Raw genomic sequence first — 18,250 nt, 5'->3', positions numbered from 1 at the left:
CCTAAATTTTGACTCTTTACATTAGCGGAACTCATTATGAAAGCAGGCATCATTGGCGCGATGGAGCAGGAAGTCACCCTGCTGCGCGACAAAATTGAAAACCGTCAAACGCTGTCGCTGGCGGGTTGTGAAATTTATACCGGCACCCTGCAGGGCGTTGAGGTGGCACTGCTGAAATCGGGCATTGGTAAAACCTCTGCCGCGCTGGGTACCACGCTGCTGCTGCAGCTCTGCAAACCCGACGTGGTGATCAACACCGGTTCGGCGGGCGGTTTAGCCTCTTCACTCAGCGTCGGCGATATCGTGGTATCCGAAGAGGTACGCTATCACGATGCTGACGTCACCGCGTTTGGCTATGAGCCGGGTCAGATGGCGGGTTGTCCGGCCGCGTTTGTTGCCGACAGTACGCTGGTCGCCGCGGCAGAAGCCTGCATCACGCAGCTGAACCTGAATGCCGTGCGCGGTCTGGTGGTCAGTGGTGATGCCTTTATTAACGGTGCGGAGCCGCTGGCGCGTATTCGTCATCAGTTCCCGCAGGCCATTGCCGTTGAAATGGAAGCAACCGCAATCGGCCACGTCTGCCATCAGTTCCAGGTGCCTTTCGTGGTCGTGCGCGCGATCTCCGATGTCGCCGATCAGGAATCTCACCTCAGCTTCGATGAGTTCTTAAGCGTTGCGGCGAAGCAATCTTCGCTGATGGTGGAGAACCTGCTGGCGCATCTGGCGCGTGGCTAAAACGTGGCTCTTCTGCTGGCTGCTGCTATTCAGCGGCAGCCTGCTGGCTTCCCCGCCCCGTGTTATCACCCTCGCGCCTCACCTGACCGAACTCGCCTTTGCAGCCGGGATCACCCCGATTGCAGTCAGCGCCTGGTCCGACTATCCGCCGCAGGCGAAACAGATTGAACAGGTTGCTGACTGGCAGGGTATCCGGGCCGAACGTATTCTGCAGCTAAAGCCCGATCTGGTGCTGGCCTGGCGCGGAGGCAATCCGCAGCGTCAGATTGATCAGCTACAACAGCTCGGCGTGACCGTGAAATGGATCGATCCGCAGACGCTGGATGAGATGTTCACGGCGCTGGCCGGGCTGGGCCGCTGGAGTCCTGATCCGGCGCAGGCCGTCCATGCTGCACAGCAGCTGCGTGAGCAGGCAACTGCGCTGCGGCAGCGCTATGGCCATCTCACCGTCATTCCGCTTTTTCTGCAGTTTGGTCAGCAGCCGCTGTTTACGGCCTCGGGTGCCACGCTGCAGAATGCGGTCATCCGGTTATGCAGTGGCAGCAATATCTTTGCAAAAAGTCGCGTCAGCTGGCCGCAGGTCAGCCGCGAACAGGTACTGATGCGCCATCCGCAGGCGATTGTGATCGCGGGCAGCGCCCGGCAGGCGGAGAACATCCGCGCCTTCTGGCGGCCACAGCTCAGCATCCCGGTGATCGCCATTAACGAAGACTGGATCAGCCGGCCAGGCCCGCGCCTGCTGCTGGCGGCCCGGCAGCTCTGTGCGGCCCTGCATCCTGACCCGTAAATTCTGGAATTAACTAAAGTCCCTGTGGTGTTTGCCGTTAATTAACAGCAGAGACGGATGCGCCACGTATGCTCGCCGTCCTTTCAGCGCTTATGCGCCTTTACGACACCAGGAACTGATTATGACCAGAGCACTGCTGCTGGCCATAGGGCTATCGTTCGCCGGTACGGCGATTGCGGGATCGATAAATGGCTCTATCGGTGCCAGACTTGTTATCTATTCACGCTGTGAAATCAGCACGACTCCGCGCCAGTCCGCGCCGCAGATCGCCTGTGGCAGACAGCCGCAGGCACTGCCGCGCGTGACGGAGAGTCAGCTTCAGGGAAGCGTGACGCAGCGTCAGCGGTTGATTACGGTCGAGTGGTAAGTGAGGCCGTCAGGATGACGGCCTGCATCATCAGATACTGAAAGAGGAACCACACCCGCAGGTGGTTTTGGCATTGGGGTTAGTCACGATAAAACGCGAACCTTCCAGACCTTCCGTGTAGTCCACCGAACCGCCCACCAGATACTGCAGGCTCATCGGGTCAACGACCAGGGAGACGCCCTGCTTTTCAATCGTCATATCGCCATCGTTCAGCTGGTCATCAAAGGTGAAGCCATACTGGAAACCGCTGCAACCGCCACCGGTGATATAGACGCGCAGTTTCAGCGCCGGGTTCTCTTCGTCGGCAATCAGGTTCTTCACCTTGGTGGCTGCGGCGTCGGTAAACTGCAACGGCAGTGCTGCTACTTCATCACTCATGTTTTACTCCGGTAAACGCCCAGGTCAGAAAACGACCTCAATTACGCTATTATCAGTCAGCACCTCAGCGCAATCAAGCTCTGCCCTTCGCACTCTGTGCCGCTTTCCGCCTGCTTAAGGGCGCTGCGGGTGAATCCGCCTTTCGTCTGCTGCCCCTCTTCCGTAGAATAGGGCAATATTTTTCTGAACCGCTGGAGCCGAAAATGAGTAAGTCCGAACAACTGTTTGCCGAGGCACAACGCCTGATCCCGGGTGGGGTAAACTCGCCAGTACGCGCATTTACCGGTGTGGGTGGTGCTCCGCTGTTTATTGAACATGCTGACGGCGCTTACCTTTATGACGCCGATGGTAAAGCCTATATCGACTATGTCGGATCCTGGGGACCGATGGTGCTGGGCCATAACAACAGCACAATCCGCGATGCGGTGATTGAAGCCGCTCAGCGCGGGCTGAGCTTTGGCGCACCGACCGAAATGGAAGTGACGATGGCGCAGCTGGTGTGCGAACTGGTGCCCAGCATGGAGATGGTGCGCATGGTGAACTCCGGCACCGAAGCGACCATGAGCGCCATCCGCCTGGCGCGTGGCTTTACCGGCCGCGATAAAATCATTAAGTTTGAAGGCTGCTACCACGGCCACGCCGATCACCTGCTGGTGAAGGCCGGCTCCGGCGCCCTGACGCTGGGTCAGCCAAACTCGCCGGGCGTTCCGGCCGATTTCGCGAAGCATACTCTGACCTGCACCTTTAACGATCTCGACTCAGTGCGCAGCGCCTTTGCGCAATATCCTGATGATATCGCGGCCATTATTGTGGAGCCGGTTGCCGGCAACATGAACTGCATTCCGCCTCAGCCCGACTTCCTGCCGGGTCTGCGTGCGATCTGTGATGAGTTCGGTGCGCTGCTGATAATCGATGAGGTGATGACCGGTTTCCGCGTCGCGCTGGGCGGTGCCCAGGCGCATTACAACGTGCGTCCCGATCTGACCTGCCTTGGAAAGATCATCGGTGGCGGAATGCCGGTCGGCGCCTTCGGTGGCCGTCGCGACGTCATGGCCGCGCTGGCCCCGACCGGGCCGGTTTATCAGGCGGGCACGCTCTCCGGTAACCCCATCGCGATGGCTGCGGGCTACGCCTGCCTGTCGCAGATTGCGCAGCCGGGCACCCATGAGAAACTGGATGCCCTGACCCGCCAGCTGGCAGAAGGTCTGCGCGAGGCCGCACAACAGCAGAACATCCCGCTGGTGATTAACCACGTTGGCGGCATGTTCGGCCTCTTCTTCACCGAAGCTGACAGCGTGACCTGTTACGCGGATGTGACACGCTGCGACGTGGAGCGTTTTAAAACCTTCTTCCACCTGATGCTGGAAGAAGGCGTTTACTTTGCGCCCTCAGCCTATGAAGCGGGCTTTATGTCGCTGGCCCACAGCGAAGCAGATATTCAGCACACCGTGGACGCCGCGCGTCGTTGCTTCGCGAAGCTGTAATATCGACAACGTTAAAGACAAAGACCGGCAGCAGCCGGTCTTTTGTTATTGATAAGGTTAGCCCCGCTCTGGTGTGAGAGAGTGCAGGCACAGGAAACAGGGTCAGACCGGGATGCCACGAAAGCCGTCGTCCATGACTTGCCTGGCCCGCGCGATTACGCACCTCATCCATCAAATGCACCCGTAAACGAGCCAGCGTTTTGCGTTGTTTATAAACGCGCCTGGCGTTTTTCCGGGCGGCGGGACGCTTCAGACCCGATTCCCTGCGCATTGCGCTTCTTCGTTGTTGTCAGATTCCCCCTGCTCTGGATCGGGCCGCTCTCTTAAACCAGCCTGCGTTTTCCTCTTAACCCGAGCGCCTGAGCAGCCAGATAAAGTACGGCGCACCTAAAAATGTCGCCATCAGCCCGGCCGGAATCTGATCCGGGAACGCCAGCATCCGCCCGCACCAGTCAGCCAGCACCATCAATCCAGCCCCCAGCAGCCCCGACAGTAGCAGCTGCGGTAAAGCTCGCCGGAAACCCAGCATCCGCGCCAGATGCGGCGCCATCAGGCCGACGAAACTCAGCGGGCCGATAGTCAGGGTTGCGCTTGCAGTGAGCGCGGCAGCCAGCAGCAGCAGACTCAACCGTGCCGGCGTTAACGCCAGACCAGCCGACCGCGCAGTCGCACTGCCCAACGGTAGCAGCGTCAGCCAGCGCGTGGCCAGCGGTGCCAGCCCCACCAGCAGCAGAGCACAGAGTGCGCTCTGTATCGCCTGCGTCCCGCTGATGTTATAGGTCGACCCCGAAATCCAGGTCAGCAGCCCGCCCATCCGCGGATCGCCGCTGGCCAGCAGCAGCATCAGCAGGGTCACAAAGGTACTGTTGAGCGCCATGCCCGCCAGCAGCAACCGCTCCGGCGTAAAGCCTCCCCGGCTGGCTACCGTCATGATCACCAGCAGCGTCAGCGCCGCCCCCAGCGCACCGGCGGGCAACAGCCAGACCACCGCATCACCAGGTACAAAAAACATCATGACAACCACGCCGCAGGCGGCTCCGGAGCTGATGCCCAGCACTTCCGGACTGGCCATTGGGTTGCCGGTCAGCCGCTGGATCAGGCTCCCGGCCACGCCCAGCATCAGACCGGTCACCAGCGCGGCCAGCACCCGAGGAGCACGCCACGGCAGCAAGGAGTGCAGCATCTCACCGGCTGCGACACGCCAGCCCAGCGCATCGCGCCCGAACGCCAGACCGGCCCATATCAGCAGGCCCAGGACAATAAGCGCGATCAGCAGCCAGCGCAGCAGGTTCTGCCGTTCGGCGGGCACCCTGTCGCCCTGATTCAGCGCGGGTGGCACAGAGCCGGTGCGCAGGCGCGGCAGCAGCCACAGGAGGATCGGCACACCGAGCAGCGCCGTGGCCGTACCAGTCGGAATATCGCGCCCATGCTGGCTGAGCCACATCACGCAACTGTCCGCCAGCCAGAGCAGCAGCGCACCCGTCAGCGGGGCCAGCACCATCCGGCTGATGAGCCGCCGCCCCCCCAGCAGCTTCGCCAGCAGCGGCGCAAACAGCCCGATAAAACCAATGATGCCGGCGACATTTACCAGCTGTGCGCTGAGCAGAATCGCCAGCCCCAGCCCGCCAATCCGGGCGACAGAGAGGGCCAGACCCAGGTTTTTCGCCACAGTGTCATCCAGCCCCATCAGCGTCAGCGGACGCAGCAGCGCCAGCGCCACGACAAACGCCAGCAGCAGACGCGGCCAGAGCTGTTGCACATTCTCCCAGCCCATCTGATTCAGCGCACCGCTGCTCCAGAGAAACATGTTCTGCAGCTGGTCATGGTTAAAAATCGCAAAAATTTGATTGACCGCGCCGCTGTAAAGGCTCAGCACCAGCCCGGCCAGGATCAGCGTGACCGGCGACAGCCGCCTGTTCCAGGCCACGCCAAAGACCAGGGCGCCCACCAGCAGCGCGCCGCTCAGCGCCGCAAACTGCTGCGCCAGCATGCCGCCCGGCAGATGCCACAGCGTGGCAACGGTAATGCCCAGCTGGGCGCCGGAAGAGACGCCCAGCGTGGTCGGCTCCGCCAGCGGATTGCGCAGGATCTGCTGAAACAGCAGACCGGCCAGGCCCAGCCCGGCGCCCACCAGCAGCGCCAGCACCGTACGCGGCAGCAGACTGTAGTGAAACACCATCTGCGGCAGGTTATCGACGGCCGGTGACCAGAGCGCCTGCCACCATTCCGCCTGCGGCAGCGCCCCATGCAGCGTTGTCAGCGTGAGGCTCAGCGCCAGCACGAACAGCAGGCTGAGCAGGCCCGCAGGAAAGAGAGCGTCACGCATCAGGGTTTCTCCAGCGCGTGTTCCAGCACGCGAACAAAGTGCAGCGCCGAGAGTGTGGCACCGTAATACCAGACGGCTGGTACACGCTGAAAGCGTCCGCTGCGCACAAACGGCATCGCCTGCCACAGCGGGCTGCGCATCAGTTGCTGCATCTCCATATCGTTGTCGTGATCGAAACAGATCGCCTCAACGTCGCCCAGCTGTGCCAGCTGTTCGATACCGATCACCGCACTGCCCCAGAAACTGGTTTCGCCATGCCAGCCATTTTTCAGGCCCAGCAGGCTCATCACCTCCAGAAACAGGCTGTTTTTGCCAAAGGTGATAGCGTGACGGCTGTCGAGCAGCGTCATCAGCAGGATCGTGCGGCCGGCATAGGGCGCCAGACGCTGACGCGCCGCCGCCAGCTGCGCATCAACTTCGCGCAGATGCTGCTCCGCCCGTTCGCTTATGCCCAGACGCGCCGCCAGCTGACGTAGCGAGGCCCGGGCGGCGGTAAAGGGTTTACCGTCGCCGCTGTGGAGGTCAAACCCCATGGCTGGCGCAATACGCTGCAGCTTATCTTTTGCGGGGCCATAGCCGTTGGAGCAGAGGATCAGGGAGGGCTGCATCTGCGCCATCAGCTCAAGATTAGGCTCGGTACGCAGACCCACGTCGATGACGCCAGCGGGAAGCGGTGGCTGGCCAACCCAGATGTTGTAGTTGTGCAGATCGGCTACCCCATAAGGCGTAATACCCAACGCCAGCAGAAGTTCGGTGGGTAACCACTCCAGCGCGATAATGCGGCCAGCCTGGGGCGTAGCGGCACGCAGGGGAATGGAACAAAACAGCGGCGAGGCCGCCAGCGCCAGCATCAGCCTGCGGCGATAAAGATCGGGCATCATACTTCCTTAACAGACAAAACTGACCGGCGCGCCGCCCTGCGGATGCGGCAGAATGCCCATCGGGATGCCATAAATCGCCGCCAGCACGTCAGCCTGCATAATGGCGTCTGCGTCACCGTCGGCAATCATCGCTCCCTGACGCAGTGCCACCAGATGATCGCAGTAGCGCGCGGCCATATTGATATCGTGCAGTACGGCAATCACCGTTAAACCCCGTTGCTGACTCAGCGTTTTTATCAGTGCCAGCACCTCGACCTGATGAGCGATATCCAGCGCCGATGTCGGTTCATCCAGCAGCAGACAGCGGCTGTTCTGCGCCACCATCATCGCCAGCCAGGCACGCTGGCGCTCGCCGCCGGACAGGCTATCCACCAGCCGTCCGGCAAAAGGCTTCAGCCCGACCTGGGCAATCGCTTCTTCCACCCTGTCGCGATCCTCCTGCCCAAAGCGTCCCAGTGCGCCATGCCAGGGATAGCGGCCTATAGCCACCAGTTCGCGAACCGTCATCCCTTCCGCTGCCGGTAACTGCTGCGGCAGATAGGCGACCTCGCGGGCAAAGGCTTTGCTGCTCCAGGCTTCTGTCGGCTGCTGATTCAGCAGAACCTTGCCATGGCTGGCGGTATGATGGCGGCCCAGCATTTTCAGCAACGTCGACTTGCCCGAGCCGTTATGACCAATCAGCGCCGTCATTTTGCCCGGCGGAAAGGTCAGCGACAGTGGCTGAAGCAGCGTACGGCCTGGCACGTCAAAACCGGCGTTTTTCAGGGTAAAGGTCGACGCTTCTGCGTGAGGATACAGCATGGTTATTCCTGTGAACGAACGGGCGCCTGCGCGCCCGGTTAAATCAGAATCTGAAGGTTGCGGTGCCGACAATCTGGCGCTCCGCCCCCCAGTAGCAGGCGTATTCACGGTAGCAGCTGGCGACATACTCACGATTGAACAGATTGTTGACGTTAACGCCAACGGATGAGCCCGGCAGACCCAAACGGCCCAGATCATATTTCAGCGCCGCATCCACCGTGGTGTAACCGGCCACCTTAAAATTCTGGTTCTGCTGCGCGCCTGCGTTGTAAAGCCCCTGGCTCTCGCCGACATAACGCACACCCGCGCCCACCGTCACGCCCGATAACGCAGTTTCGTGGAAGGTGTAATCACTCCACAGAGAAGCCATCTGTTTTGGCACCTGTACCGGCGTTTTGCCTTTCAGCTGCGTGTCTTCCGTGTATTCGGCATCGGTGTAGGTGTAAGCGGCCGTCAGGTTTACATTGGCATTCAGCGCGGCTTTCGCTTCCAGCTCTACGCCACGCGATCGGATCTCGCCACTCTGCACGCTGGCATTGGGATGACTAACCGTATCCGGATCGGCCGTCAGATTTTTGGTTTTGGTGAGCTGATAAAGCGCGGCGGTAAGGACAACCGGACGATCTTTCGGCACATACTTCACCCCCGCTTCATACTGCTTCGCGCGTGACGGATCGAACGCCTGACCGTCATAGGTCCCACCCGCATTGGGAATAAAGGCTTCGCTGTAGCTGAAATAAGGTGCGATACCGTTATCAAACACATAGTTCAGACCACCCCGCCAGGTAAAGGCCTGATCGTTCTGACGGTCAACGCTATTTTCCACCCGATCGTAAACCGAGGTCATGGCGTAGTCGTAACGTCCACCGAGTGTCAGCACCCAGCGGTTCCACTCCATCTGATCCTGCGTATAAAGGCCGGTCTGACGCTGCTTATTGAGATGCTGATAAGGGCCGTAGGATGCCACGCTGTCATTGCCATACTGCGGATTAACGGCATTCAGGCTGGATGCCGCACCATACTGAGCGTCGATATCATTGCGGGTACGCTGGAAGTCCACGCCCAGCAACAGCGTATGATCCACCTGGCCGGTAGCAAATTTTGCCTGCGCCTGGTTATCCACCGCGAACTGATTCAGCTTCTCATGGGAAAGCGCAGAGCCACGGAATATCTCCTGTGTTCCCGGGATAAGACCATTGCCGTAGATGCTGCGATAGTCGGTGCGGAGATCGGCGTAACGCAGATTCTGACGCACCGTCCAGGTGTCGTTGAAGCTGTGCTCAGCGTTATAGCCCACCATCTTGGTGGTGCGTGAAATTTTATTGCTCTGCTCACCTTCATCAAAGTCAGTCGGCAGTTTGTACTCGCTGCCGTCGGCGCGGGTGATCGGCACGACGGTGCCCTGCCGCGGCAGCCAGCCGTAATAGCCGGTTTCCGGCTCGTTCTGGAAATAGGTCAGCAGATCGATACGGGTGCGATCGTCGGGACGCCAGCTGAATGCCGGAGCGAGGGTGTAACGCTTCTCTTTGTTCATCGCCTGCTGCGCATCCTGACTGCGCGCCTGGCCGGTCAGCCGATAGCTGTAAACGCCGTCATCATCCAGCGCCCCACCGAAATCAAAGCCGGTCGAGAAGAGATTGTCGTTGCCCATCTGGAACTGCACTTCACGCAGGGTTTCCTGCGTTGGCCGCTTGCTTACCAGCGCAACCACACCGCCGGGATTGCTTTTGCCATACAGCACCGACACCGGCCCGCGCAGCAGTTCGGCACGCTCCAGGAAGTAGGGATCGATGGCAAACTCGGAGAAGCTATCCCCCTGTAGTTTCAGACCATCGAGATACTGATTAGTACTGGTTTCGCTAAAGCCGCGAATCGACAGGGCATCAATCACACCTGAACTGCCACGGTTTCCGGTCAGCACGCCAGGCGTATAGTTAAACGCCTCTTTCACACGGGTGACGTTGTGCATCGCCATCTCTTCACGGGTGACCACCGACACAGACTGCGGATTTTTTTCAATGGGTGTATCGGTTTTGGTACCCGTGGCGCTGCGTTTCGCCGCGACCGTTGGCGCCGGGCCCCAGGGATTTTCCGCTTCGACGCCGCTGCCGCCATCGGCCGAGACGACCAGCGTTTCCGTCTGCGCCGCATGAAGGCTGGCGCTGAGGCTGAGGGTAATCAGGATGCCCAGAAGAGGACGGGAAAAGGTTTTTTGGGTGTTGTCAGAAAAAGTCGTTCGCACGTTCATAAAAGTGTCTCTGGACAGTAGGCGCAATCAGGCGAATCGAAACGATAATGATTATTATAACGTTTCGATAATATGCGAAAGGTCTCAGGTACTGCAAGCGGAAATCCCCGCCGTAACAGCCTGTGCAGACCCGCATGCGCAGGATCGACCGGCATAAAAAAGGGCGCCGAAGCGCCCTTTTTAACCGGTAAGACCGGTTTATTTGCCAAACATATCTTTTATCCAGCCTGCTACGCCGTCGCTATCCTTCTGCTCCTGCGGTTGCTGCTGCTGCTGCTGATCGAACAGCTGTTGCTGCTGCTGAATCTGTTGCTGCTGCTGCTGACACAGCGCATTCGGATCCAGCGCCCACACCGGCAGCGAACGCCAGGTGCTGCTGCCCGTGCCGCAGACAAAGTTTCCGGCAGAATCCACATTCATCATCGACACATCTTCCGGTGGCGTCAGCTGCAACGGCATCGGCGCCTGGATGTCGAGGTAGCGACGATAGAGCTGCATCGCCCCGCTGGCACCATAGAGTTTGGTCGGCTGGTTGTTATCGCGTCCCACCCAGGTGATCGCCACTTCTTTGCCATCGATACCGGCAAACCAGCTGTCGACCAGGTCGTTGGTGGTCCCGGTTTTCCCGGCCAGATGCGCATTCGGGAAACGTGCGCCCAGCGCACGGGCGGTACCGTGATCGGCGACCTGCTGCATCGTGTAGAGCGTCAGATAAGCGGCCTGCGCCGGTTCAACACGCTGCGCCTGCGGATAACTCTGATAGAGCACGCTGCCATCTTCCGCAATCACCGAACGCACGGCGGACAGCGACGCGCGGTTGCCGCCGCTGGCGATCGACTGGAACGCCTGCGCCACTTCAATCGGCGTCAGGTTCAGGGCGCCCAGCAGCATCGCCGGCACCGGATGCAGCTGATCTTTCGGCACGCCCAGTTTGTTCCATGTCTCCACCACTGCATCCAGACCCAGCGTCATGCCGAGGTTAACCGTCGGAACGTTCATGGAGTTGGTCAGTGCATCCACCAGCATCACTTTACCGCTGAAGCGACGGTCATCGTTCATCGGCTTCCAGATGCTGCCGTTGGGCTGCTTCAGCGCAATCGGCTCATCCGCAATCCAGCTATTCAGTCGATAGCTGTTGGGCTGGCTCAGCGCGGTGAGATAGGTCGCCGGTTTTGCCAGTGAACCGATAGAGCGACGCGCCTGCAGCGCACGGTTATAACCGGCATACTGCGGATCTGCCCCGCCGACCATCGCACGGACTTCGCCGCTGAAGCGGTCGACCACCACCATCGCCGTTTCCAGATCTTTCAGGCCACGCTGTTTTTTCAGCGTCGGAATGCCATCAATCACCGCTTTTTCGGCTGCATCCTGCGACACCGGATCCAGCGTGGTGAAGATTTTCACCCCGGAGAGATCCTTGATTTTGTCGCCCAGCTTCGCCTGCAGTTCATTCCGTACCATCTGCATAAAGGCAGGCTGTGGCGTGATAACGCCGCCCTTCGGCTGCACGCCCAGCGGACGCGCCGACAGCATGTCATACAGCTCCTGGTCGATGACTTTCTGCTGCTGCAGCAGACGCAGTACCAGGTTGCGACGCTCCAGCGCCAGTTTCGGATTACGCCACGGATTATAGAGTGACGCCCCCTTCACCATGCCGACCAGCATCGCCTGCTGATCCAGACTCAGTTCATCAACCGGACGGCCAAAGTAGTAGAGGCTCGCCAGCGGGAAACCGCGGATCTGATCGCTGCCCGCCTGACCGAGATAGACCTCGTTCAGGTAGAGTTCCAGAATGCGATCTTTGCTGTAGCGCGCATCCATGATCACTGCCATATAGGCTTCACGCGCTTTACGCCACAGCGAACGCTCGTTGGTGAGGAACAGGTTCTTCACCAGCTGCTGCGTCAGGGTACTGCCGCCCTGCACCGCTTTACCGGCTGTAATGTTTGCCAGGAAGGCACGTCCGATTGAGTACGGGCTGATGCCATCATGCTCGTAAAAGTGACGATCTTCGGTGGCGATCAGCGTATCGACCAGCAGATCCGGGAAGCCGGTGCGCGGAACGAAGAGTCGCTGTTCACCGTTCGGTGACTGCAGCATGGTGATCAGGCGCGGATCGAGGCGGAAAAAGCCAAAATCGCGGCCGGTTTCGAGGTTTTTAATCTCGCTCAGCTCATTCTTCGTGAAGCTCATGCGCGCGTGGATCTGCCCCTCTTTACTGTCGGGGAAATCAAACGGACGGCGCAGCAGTTCAATCGTGTTGCCCTTAACCGAAAACTCGCCAGGGCGGGTGATCCGGGAGACTTCGCGATACTGGGTTCCTTCCAGCAGTGCCACCATTTCACTTTTGTTGTAGGCCATGCCCGGTTCCAGGCTGACCATGCGGCCATAGACGGTGGCGGGCAGTTGCCACACTTTACCGTCGATCCGGCTGCGAATTTCCGAGTCGAGGTAGATGCCCCACGCGGCCATCACCACCACAAACACCAGGAACAGTTTGATTACCCATCCCAGCCAACGGCGTTTGCCGCGCGGCGGTTTTCCACCTTTACCTTTACGTGGCACCGGCGCCTCCTCCTCGTCATCATTAAAATCGTCCTGGTCGATATCCTGTTCGATATCCCTGCGTCGCCCCCGGCCCGTACTGCTGCGCGGCGGCAACGCTTTACCTTTGCGCCCTATTGGTTCGCGATCGTTCCCAGACATTACTTTTCTTCTCCAGGCAGTGCTTACAGCAGCGCCGCTACTCTAACGGCTTTCTCGCGTGCCGCATGGCAGAACCCTCTGAATTCGATCCAGTGGACTCAACCCTGCGGGGACATTTTTTTGGTCCGCCTTGTGGGCAAGGCGGTGGCCGGATCCTCTGGCCAGAGATGTTTAGGATAGCGCCCTTTCATCTCTTTCCTGACCTCCGGCCAGGCCCCCCGCCAGAACGCCGCCAGATCGCGGGTGATCTGCAGCGGGCGCTGGGCGGGCGATAACAGCTCCAGCACCAGCGGGACGCGCCCATCGGCGACCGCCGGATTGTGCGCTTCGCCAAACATCTCCTGAATTCGCACCGCCAGGGCGGGCGGCTTATCCGCATCGTAGCGAATGGGCAGCCGGCTTCCGGTCGGCACAGTGTAATGAGTTGGCAGCGCACTATCCAGCCGCTGACGCTGTGACCATGTGAGTAAATGTAAGAGTGCGGTGGTCAGGTTCACCGCCTGCAGGCTGCGAAGATCGCGCACGGCGGCCATCTGCGGAAGCAGCCACTGCGGCAGGCTCTCAAGCAGCGTGCTGTCATCGGTAGCAGGCCAGCTCTCTTCCGGCAGCCACTGCGCCGCACACTGGATGCGCAGTCGCAACTGCTCCGCCTCTGGCGTCCAGCCCAGAACCGACAGCCCCTTTTCAGCGATCCAGCGTAGCATGGCCGCATGCAGCACCTCCGGCTCCGGCCGCGCCAGCGGCTGGGTTTTCAGCACCAGCGCGCCGATCTGCTCGCGCCTGAACGCGCGCAGCGTACCTTTCTCTTCGTCCCACTCCACTTCGGTCCGGCGTTCCACCAGTGCCGGCTGCTGCTGGCACAGAGCCTCAATGTCAACCGGCAGTGCCAGCAGCATTCGGGCATCCGGCGCGGCGCTGGTCTGCAGCAGCGCCGGGACAATCAGCCATTCACTGCGCGTCAGGCCATCCTGTTCATCAAGCCTGGCACCCAGCCCGTTGGCCAGCTGATAGCGGCCACTCAGGTCACGCCGTCGCGCCAGCCGATCGCCGAAGCCCGCCGCCAGCAGTCCGGCAAAACGCTCCTCATCGACCCGGCCGCCCCGGATCCGAAGCCGCTGTTGCCACTGCTGCGCCCGCCGCTGCCATTGAGGCTGAGGCCGATGCAGCGCATCACGCAGGTCGCCGCTGCCGCTGCGCGGCGGATCTTCCAGAATCGCCACCAGCAGGGCGGCACTGGCGACCGCATCCGGACCCTCGCCTGCCGCACAGAGCAGCGCCGCAAGGCGGGGATCGCAGCCCAGCTGCGCCATGCGCCGGCCCAGCGGGTTAAGCAGGCCGTGGCTGTCCAGCGCCCCCAGCCGGGTCAGCTGCTGTTGTGCCGCACCGAGATGGCGGGCAGGGGGTTCATCCAGCCACTGTAACTGCCCGGGCTGCGTACAGCCCCACTGCAGCAGATCCAGCCACAGCGAGGAGAGATCGCTATTGAGGATCTCCGGTTCACTCTGCGCTGCTGCACGTGCAGCCTGTTCCTGCGGCAGTAAATGCAGGCAGATCCCCGGCATCAGTCGACCGGCACGGCCCGCACGCTGGATCATGGAGGCCTGACTGATCCGCTGGGTCTGGAGACGCGTGACACCAGTGCGGGCGTCAAACAGGGCGCTGCGCTCAAGGGCGCTGTCGACCACCAGCCGGATCCCCTCAATGGTCAGGCTGGTTTCGGCAATATTGGTGGCGAGGACCACCTTACGGCGTCCGGCGGCGGCGGGCAGAATCGCCTGTCGCTGCGCCGCCAGCGGCAGCGCGCCATACAGCGGGGTCAGATCCACATCGTCCGCAATCCGGGATTCCAGTGCGCGCTTCACCCGCTCGATCTCCGCCACGCCGGGCAGAAACAGCAGCAGCGAGCCGCTCTCGTCCCGCAGCAGCTGGGCGACCTCCCGTGCGACCGCCTCTTCAAAGCGCACAGTCTGATTCAGTGACGCATAACGCCTTTCGACCGGAAAGCTGCGCCCTTCTGAGACGATCAGCGGCGCATCGGGCAGCCGTGCCGCCAGCCGGGCATTGTCCAGCGTGGCGGACATCAGCAGGATCCTCAGATCGTCGCGCAGCCCCTGCTGCACATCGAGCAGCAGCGCCAGCGCCAGATCGGCCTGCAGGCTGCGTTCATGAAATTCATCCAGGATCACCAGTGACACGCCCTCCAGCATCGGGTCGTGCTGCAGCATGCGTGTGAGCATCCCTTCGGTCACCACTTCCAGCCGGGTCTCGGGGCCGACGCAGCTTTCGCCGCGCATCCGGAACCCGACCGTGGCCCCCGGCTGCTCGCCCAGCTGCTCTGCCAGCCGCTGCGCCACGTTGCGTGCCGCCAGCCGACGCGGCTCCAGCATAATGATCCGCCCAGACAGCTCCGCCTGCTGTAACAACTGCAGCGGCAGCCAGGTCGATTTGCCCGCGCCCGTCGGTGCAGCCAGCAGGATTTGAGCAGCGTCTTTCAGCGCCGCCAGGAGGTCAGGCAGCACTGCGCTGACCGGTAAATTGCTCACAGCAAACTCCGCTTCTGCCTGTGCTAAGATGGCGCGCATTGTAGCACGTGATATTTGCCGGAGAGCGCCATGGCAACACAACGCTTATTTTTTGCCCTCAGCCTGCCTGAAGACATGCAGCAGCAGCTGGTGCGCTGGCGGGCCGACACCTTTCCGGCGGAGGCGGGCGTGCCGGTCGCCGCGGCGAATCTGCACCTGACGCTGGCGTTTCTGGGTGACGTGACAGCGGAAACCTCACAGCGTCTGCAGACGCTGGCTTCACGCATCATTCAGCCCGGTTTTGATCTCGATCTGGATGATGCCGGGCACTGGCCACGCCCCGGTGTGGTCTGGCTCGGCTGCCAGCGCGCGCCACGCGGATTGTTGCAGCTCGCCAGCCTGCTGCGGGCGCAGGCCGCCCGGCATGGCTGTCACCAGAGCCCACAACCGTTTCATCCGCACATTACGCTGTTACGTCACGCCACGCAGCCGGTGGCGTTACCGCCGCGCGGCTTTCACTGGCATTTCCGCGTCTCGCGTTTTTCACTGTTCGCCTCTGAGTACAGCCGGGGCCGGACCCGTTATCGCGCTCTGGCCAGCTGGCCACTCTCTTCTCAGGATCCGCATGCACTTCTCTCCGCCCCTTAAGCCCGCCCGTCTGATTGCACGCTATAAACGCTTTCTGGCTGATGTCATGACGCCCGATGGCGAGGTGCTGACGATCCACTGCGCCAACACGGGTGCCATGACCGGCTGCGCGACACCAGGTGATCGGGTCTGGTACTCCACCTCAGACAGCCTGACGCGCAAATATCCCCACAGTTGGGAGCTGACCGAGACACAGCAGGGGCACTGGATCTGCGTCAATACCCTGCGCGCTAACCAGCTGGTGGCCGAAGCGCTGGATCTGAACGGGCTGCCTGCACTGACCGGTTACACGCAGCGTCAGGCCGAAGTTAAATATGGTACTGAAAAGAGCAGAATTGATTTCCTGCTCAAAGCAGAGGGCCGGCGCAACTGCTATATTGAGGTCAAATCCGTCACTCTTTTACATGAAGGCAAAGGGTATTTTCCGGATGCGGTGACGATTCGAGGCCAAAAGCATCTGCGTGAACTGGCGACAGTGGCGGCAGAGGGCCATCGGGCCGTTTTGTTGTTTGCCGTTCTGCACACGGGGATTGAGGACGTTTCCCCGGCACGTCACATCGATGCGGCGTATGCAGAACAACTGGCTCAGGCGCAGCAGGAGGGTGTAGAGGTTTTAGCGTATCAGGCAGCGCTGTCGGCGCAGGGAATATTTCTTAAATCGTCGATCAGCGTAACCATGTAATATCTTTTGCAATTTTATGTGCTAAGAATGTTCCGTGCTCAACGCCGAATACGCTGTTCCTCACAGGCTTGTCAAGGTGTGTTCATGAAGAATTGCCAACCCTGACTGCTTCTGTTATTTATAGCGGCCTGTTTTTTTCCCCAATGGGGGATCGATGTACCCGGCAGAGGTCAAATGCAGGCTGGCAGTTACGCCCCTGCGAGACGTCAGTGAAAGGGTATAGTGCGTGTTATCCAGGAGAAGCAACATGCAAGAAGGTCAAAACCGTAAAACATCGTCCCTGAGTATTCTCGCTATCGCCGGAGTCGAACCTTATCAGGTGAAGGCTGGCGAAGAGTATATGAACGACGCGCAGCTGACCCATTTTCGTAAGATTCTGGAAGCCTGGCGTAATCAATTGCGGGACGAAGTCGATCGTACTGTATCGCACATGCAGGATGAAGCTGCCAACTTCCCGGACCCGGTTGACCGTGCCGCACAGGAAGAGGAGTTCAGCCTGGAGCTGCGTAACCGCGATCGCGAACGTAAACTGATTAAAAAGATCGAGAAGACGCTGAAGAAAGTCGAAGATGACGACTTCGGTTATTGCGATTCCTGTGGCGTTGAGATTGGTATTCGCCGTCTCGAAGCACGTCCAACGGCCGATCTCTGCATCGACTGCAAGACGTTAGCAGAAATTCGTGAGAAACAAATGGCCGGCTGATGCCGCGTCCAGCCTGTTACCACGCAGTGGAGTACCTGCTGTTTCGCTCCCTGCGTGGTCACTTCTGAAACCTATGTCATCCTCCTGTATCGGCCGTTTCGCCCCCTCCCCCTCTGGTGAACTTCACTTTGGCTCGCTGATTGCTGCGCTGGGCAGTTACCTGAGCGCGCGCGCGCAAAACGGTATCTGGCGTGTGAGGATTGAAGATATCGATCCGCCACGGGAAGTACCGGGTGCCGCCAGCCGTATCCTGCAGCAGCTTGAACACTATGGCTTAACATGGGATGGCGAGGTGCTCTGGCAGTCTCAGCGTCATGATGCCTATCGTGAGTCACTGGCCTGGCTCCGGGCCCAGCGTCAAAGCTATTACTGCACCTGTACCCGGCGCCGCATCCAGCAGATCGGCGGCTTCTATGATGGCTACTGCCGTGACCGTCAGCGCGGGCCAGAGAATGCCGCGCTGCGTTTACGCCAGCATGCGCCGGTGCTGGCCTTTGAGGATCGGCTGCGCGGCCGGATAGAGGCAGAGCACGCGCTGGCGCAGGAAGATTTTATCATTCACCGCCGGGATGGCCTGTTTGCCTATAACCTGGCGGTCGTCGTCGATGACCACTTTCAGGGCATCACCGAAGTGGTGCGCGGCGCAGATTTAATTGCGCCGACGGTGCGCCAGATTGCACTCTATCAGCAGTTTGGCTGGCCGGTGCCCGCCTGGATGCATCTGCCGCTGGCACTGAATCGCGATGGCAATAAGTTATCGAAGCAGAATCACGCGCCCGCCCTGCCGGAGGGCGATGCCCGACCGCTGCTGGTGGCGGCGTTGCGTTTTCTCGGCCAGCCGGTTTCCTGCGGCTGGCAGGATTTAACGCAGGAGAAACTGCTGTCTGATGCGGTGGCACAGTGGAATATCGCTTTGATGCCGCAGGAGAACGCCCTGAAACCGGATGCATAGACAACAGCATTCTCAAACGGTTCTCAACAG

15 protein-coding genes are annotated in these 18,250 nt (G+C 60.4%); 8 read left to right on the top strand and 7 right to left on the bottom strand.

The genetic code is table 11. The features are described 5' to 3' along the window. Window positions 1–36: 36 nt before the first annotated feature. The 3 genes from mtnN (at window position 37) to RT657_RS06315 (ending at window position 1,889) form a co-directional block, all read left to right on the top strand. Window positions 37–735 (top strand): 5'-methylthioadenosine/S-adenosylhomocysteine nucleosidase, encoded by a 699-nt coding sequence (gene mtnN / locus RT657_RS06325; protein ID WP_313653151.1) that lies wholly within the window; start codon window positions 37–39, stop codon window positions 733–735. After that, a complete protein-coding gene (gene btuF, locus RT657_RS06320; protein WP_313653150.1) occupies window positions 728–1,522 on the top strand; it encodes a vitamin B12 ABC transporter substrate-binding protein BtuF in 795 nt (264 codons plus the stop codon). The genes mtnN and btuF overlap by 8 nt, the downstream gene beginning before the upstream one ends. Window positions 1,523–1,643: 121 nt before the next feature. Next, complete coding sequence (locus RT657_RS06315) at window positions 1,644–1,889, top strand: hypothetical protein (RefSeq protein WP_313653148.1); 246 nt, start codon at window positions 1,644–1,646, stop codon at window positions 1,887–1,889. A gap of 30 nt (window positions 1,890–1,919) precedes the next feature. On the opposite strand, the gene erpA is transcribed toward RT657_RS06315, so the two are convergent. Further along, window positions 1,920–2,267 carry an iron-sulfur cluster insertion protein ErpA gene (gene erpA, locus RT657_RS06310; RefSeq protein WP_111140272.1) on the bottom strand — a complete coding sequence of 116 codons (348 nt, stop codon included), beginning with the start codon at window positions 2,265–2,267 and terminating at the stop codon, window positions 1,920–1,922. Between the two features lie 203 nt (window positions 2,268–2,470). On the opposite strand from erpA, the gene hemL reads away from it, so the two are divergent. Then, window positions 2,471–3,751, top strand: a complete 1,281-nt coding sequence (hemL, locus tag RT657_RS06305) for a glutamate-1-semialdehyde 2,1-aminomutase (RefSeq protein WP_313653147.1) — start codon at window positions 2,471–2,473, stop codon at window positions 3,749–3,751. A 346-nt stretch (window positions 3,752–4,097) separates the two neighbouring features. Here the strand turns inward: hemL and fhuB are convergent, their stop codons facing one another. The 6 genes from fhuB to hrpB all read right to left on the bottom strand — a co-directional run bounded on the left by fhuB (window position 4,098) and on the right by hrpB (window position 15,295). Beyond that, the gene (fhuB, locus tag RT657_RS06300; RefSeq protein ID WP_313653146.1) at window positions 4,098–6,077 is read right to left on the bottom strand and encodes a Fe(3+)-hydroxamate ABC transporter permease FhuB; all 1,980 of its coding nucleotides are present in this window, start codon (window positions 6,075–6,077) and stop codon (window positions 4,098–4,100) included. Further along, entirely contained in the window at window positions 6,077–6,955 is an 879-nt protein-coding gene (gene fhuD, locus RT657_RS06295) for a Fe(3+)-hydroxamate ABC transporter substrate-binding protein FhuD (RefSeq protein ID WP_313653218.1), read from the bottom strand. Before fhuD ends, fhuB begins: the two co-directional genes overlap by 1 nt. 9 nt (window positions 6,956–6,964) lie before the next feature. Continuing rightward, window positions 6,965–7,759, bottom strand: coding sequence for a Fe3+-hydroxamate ABC transporter ATP-binding protein FhuC (gene fhuC / locus RT657_RS06290; protein ID WP_313653145.1), 795 nt, complete (start codon window positions 7,757–7,759; stop codon window positions 6,965–6,967). A gap of 43 nt (window positions 7,760–7,802) precedes the next feature. Then, a complete protein-coding gene (gene fhuA, locus RT657_RS06285) occupies window positions 7,803–10,007 on the bottom strand; it encodes a ferrichrome porin FhuA (RefSeq protein WP_313653143.1) in 2,205 nt (734 codons plus the stop codon). 198 nt (window positions 10,008–10,205) lie between these two features. Further along, on the bottom strand, window positions 10,206–12,713 hold the full coding sequence (gene mrcB, locus RT657_RS06280) for a bifunctional glycosyl transferase/transpeptidase (protein WP_313653141.1): 2,508 nt from the start codon (window positions 12,711–12,713) through the stop codon (window positions 10,206–10,208). Window positions 12,714–12,811: 98 nt separating this feature from the next. Continuing rightward, window positions 12,812–15,295, bottom strand: coding sequence for an ATP-dependent helicase HrpB (gene hrpB / locus RT657_RS06275; RefSeq protein WP_313653140.1), 2,484 nt, complete (start codon window positions 15,293–15,295; stop codon window positions 12,812–12,814). A 30-nt stretch (window positions 15,296–15,325) separates the two neighbouring features. Here hrpB and thpR point away from each other — a divergent pair, with 30 nt between their 5' ends. The 4 genes from thpR to gluQRS all read left to right on the top strand — a co-directional run bounded on the left by thpR (window position 15,326) and on the right by gluQRS (window position 18,220). After that, complete coding sequence (gene thpR / locus RT657_RS06270; protein ID WP_313653139.1) at window positions 15,326–15,883, top strand: RNA 2',3'-cyclic phosphodiesterase; 558 nt, start codon at window positions 15,326–15,328, stop codon at window positions 15,881–15,883. Then, window positions 15,861–16,565, top strand: a complete 705-nt coding sequence (gene sfsA / locus RT657_RS06265; protein WP_313653137.1) for a DNA/RNA nuclease SfsA — start codon at window positions 15,861–15,863, stop codon at window positions 16,563–16,565. Before thpR ends, sfsA begins: the two co-directional genes overlap by 23 nt. Before the next feature lie 247 nt (window positions 16,566–16,812). Then, complete coding sequence (dksA, locus tag RT657_RS06260) at window positions 16,813–17,268, top strand: RNA polymerase-binding protein DksA (RefSeq protein ID WP_111140281.1); 456 nt, start codon at window positions 16,813–16,815, stop codon at window positions 17,266–17,268. Window positions 17,269–17,341: 73 nt separating this feature from the next. Further along, window positions 17,342–18,220: a tRNA glutamyl-Q(34) synthetase GluQRS gene (gluQRS, locus tag RT657_RS06255; protein WP_313653135.1), complete on the top strand. Its 879-nt coding sequence runs from the start codon at window positions 17,342–17,344 to the stop codon at window positions 18,218–18,220. Window positions 18,221–18,250 lie beyond the last annotated feature (30 nt).

The sequence above is a fragment of the Pantoea sp. genome (assembly GCF_032114055.1).
Classification (GTDB): domain Bacteria; phylum Pseudomonadota; class Gammaproteobacteria; order Enterobacterales; family Enterobacteriaceae; genus Pantoea.
This window is presented reverse-complemented; position numbering and strand designations above follow the sequence as displayed.

What these genes read in the sequence shown, in the direction of transcription:
- mtnN (WP_313653151.1), top strand. Translation starts at nt 37, where the DNA reads ATGAAAGCAGGCATCATTGGCGCGATGGAGCAGGAAGTCACCCTGCTG.
- RT657_RS06315 (WP_313653148.1), top strand. Translation starts at nt 1,644, where the DNA reads ATGACCAGAGCACTGCTGCTGGCCATAGGGCTATCGTTCGCCGGTACG.
- erpA (WP_111140272.1), bottom strand. Translation starts at nt 2,267, where the DNA reads ATGAGTGATGAAGTAGCAGCACTGCCGTTGCAGTTTACCGACGCCGCA.
- hemL (WP_313653147.1), top strand. Translation starts at nt 2,471, where the DNA reads ATGAGTAAGTCCGAACAACTGTTTGCCGAGGCACAACGCCTGATCCCG.
- fhuB (WP_313653146.1), bottom strand. Translation starts at nt 6,077, where the DNA reads ATGCGTGACGCTCTCTTTCCTGCGGGCCTGCTCAGCCTGCTGTTCGTG.
- fhuD (WP_313653218.1), bottom strand. Translation starts at nt 6,955, where the DNA reads ATGCCCGATCTTTATCGCCGCAGGCTGATGCTGGCGCTGGCGGCCTCG.
- fhuC (WP_313653145.1), bottom strand. Translation starts at nt 7,759, where the DNA reads ATGCTGTATCCTCACGCAGAAGCGTCGACCTTTACCCTGAAAAACGCC.
- fhuA (WP_313653143.1), bottom strand. Translation starts at nt 10,007, where the DNA reads ATGAACGTGCGAACGACTTTTTCTGACAACACCCAAAAAACCTTTTCC.
- mrcB (WP_313653141.1), bottom strand. Translation starts at nt 12,713, where the DNA reads ATGTCTGGGAACGATCGCGAACCAATAGGGCGCAAAGGTAAAGCGTTG.
- hrpB (WP_313653140.1), bottom strand. Translation starts at nt 15,295, where the DNA reads ATGCGCGCCATCTTAGCACAGGCAGAAGCGGAGTTTGCTGTGAGCAAT.
- thpR (WP_313653139.1), top strand. Translation starts at nt 15,326, where the DNA reads ATGGCAACACAACGCTTATTTTTTGCCCTCAGCCTGCCTGAAGACATG.
- sfsA (WP_313653137.1), top strand. Translation starts at nt 15,861, where the DNA reads ATGCACTTCTCTCCGCCCCTTAAGCCCGCCCGTCTGATTGCACGCTAT.
- dksA (WP_111140281.1), top strand. Translation starts at nt 16,813, where the DNA reads ATGCAAGAAGGTCAAAACCGTAAAACATCGTCCCTGAGTATTCTCGCT.
- gluQRS (WP_313653135.1), top strand. Translation starts at nt 17,342, where the DNA reads ATGTCATCCTCCTGTATCGGCCGTTTCGCCCCCTCCCCCTCTGGTGAA.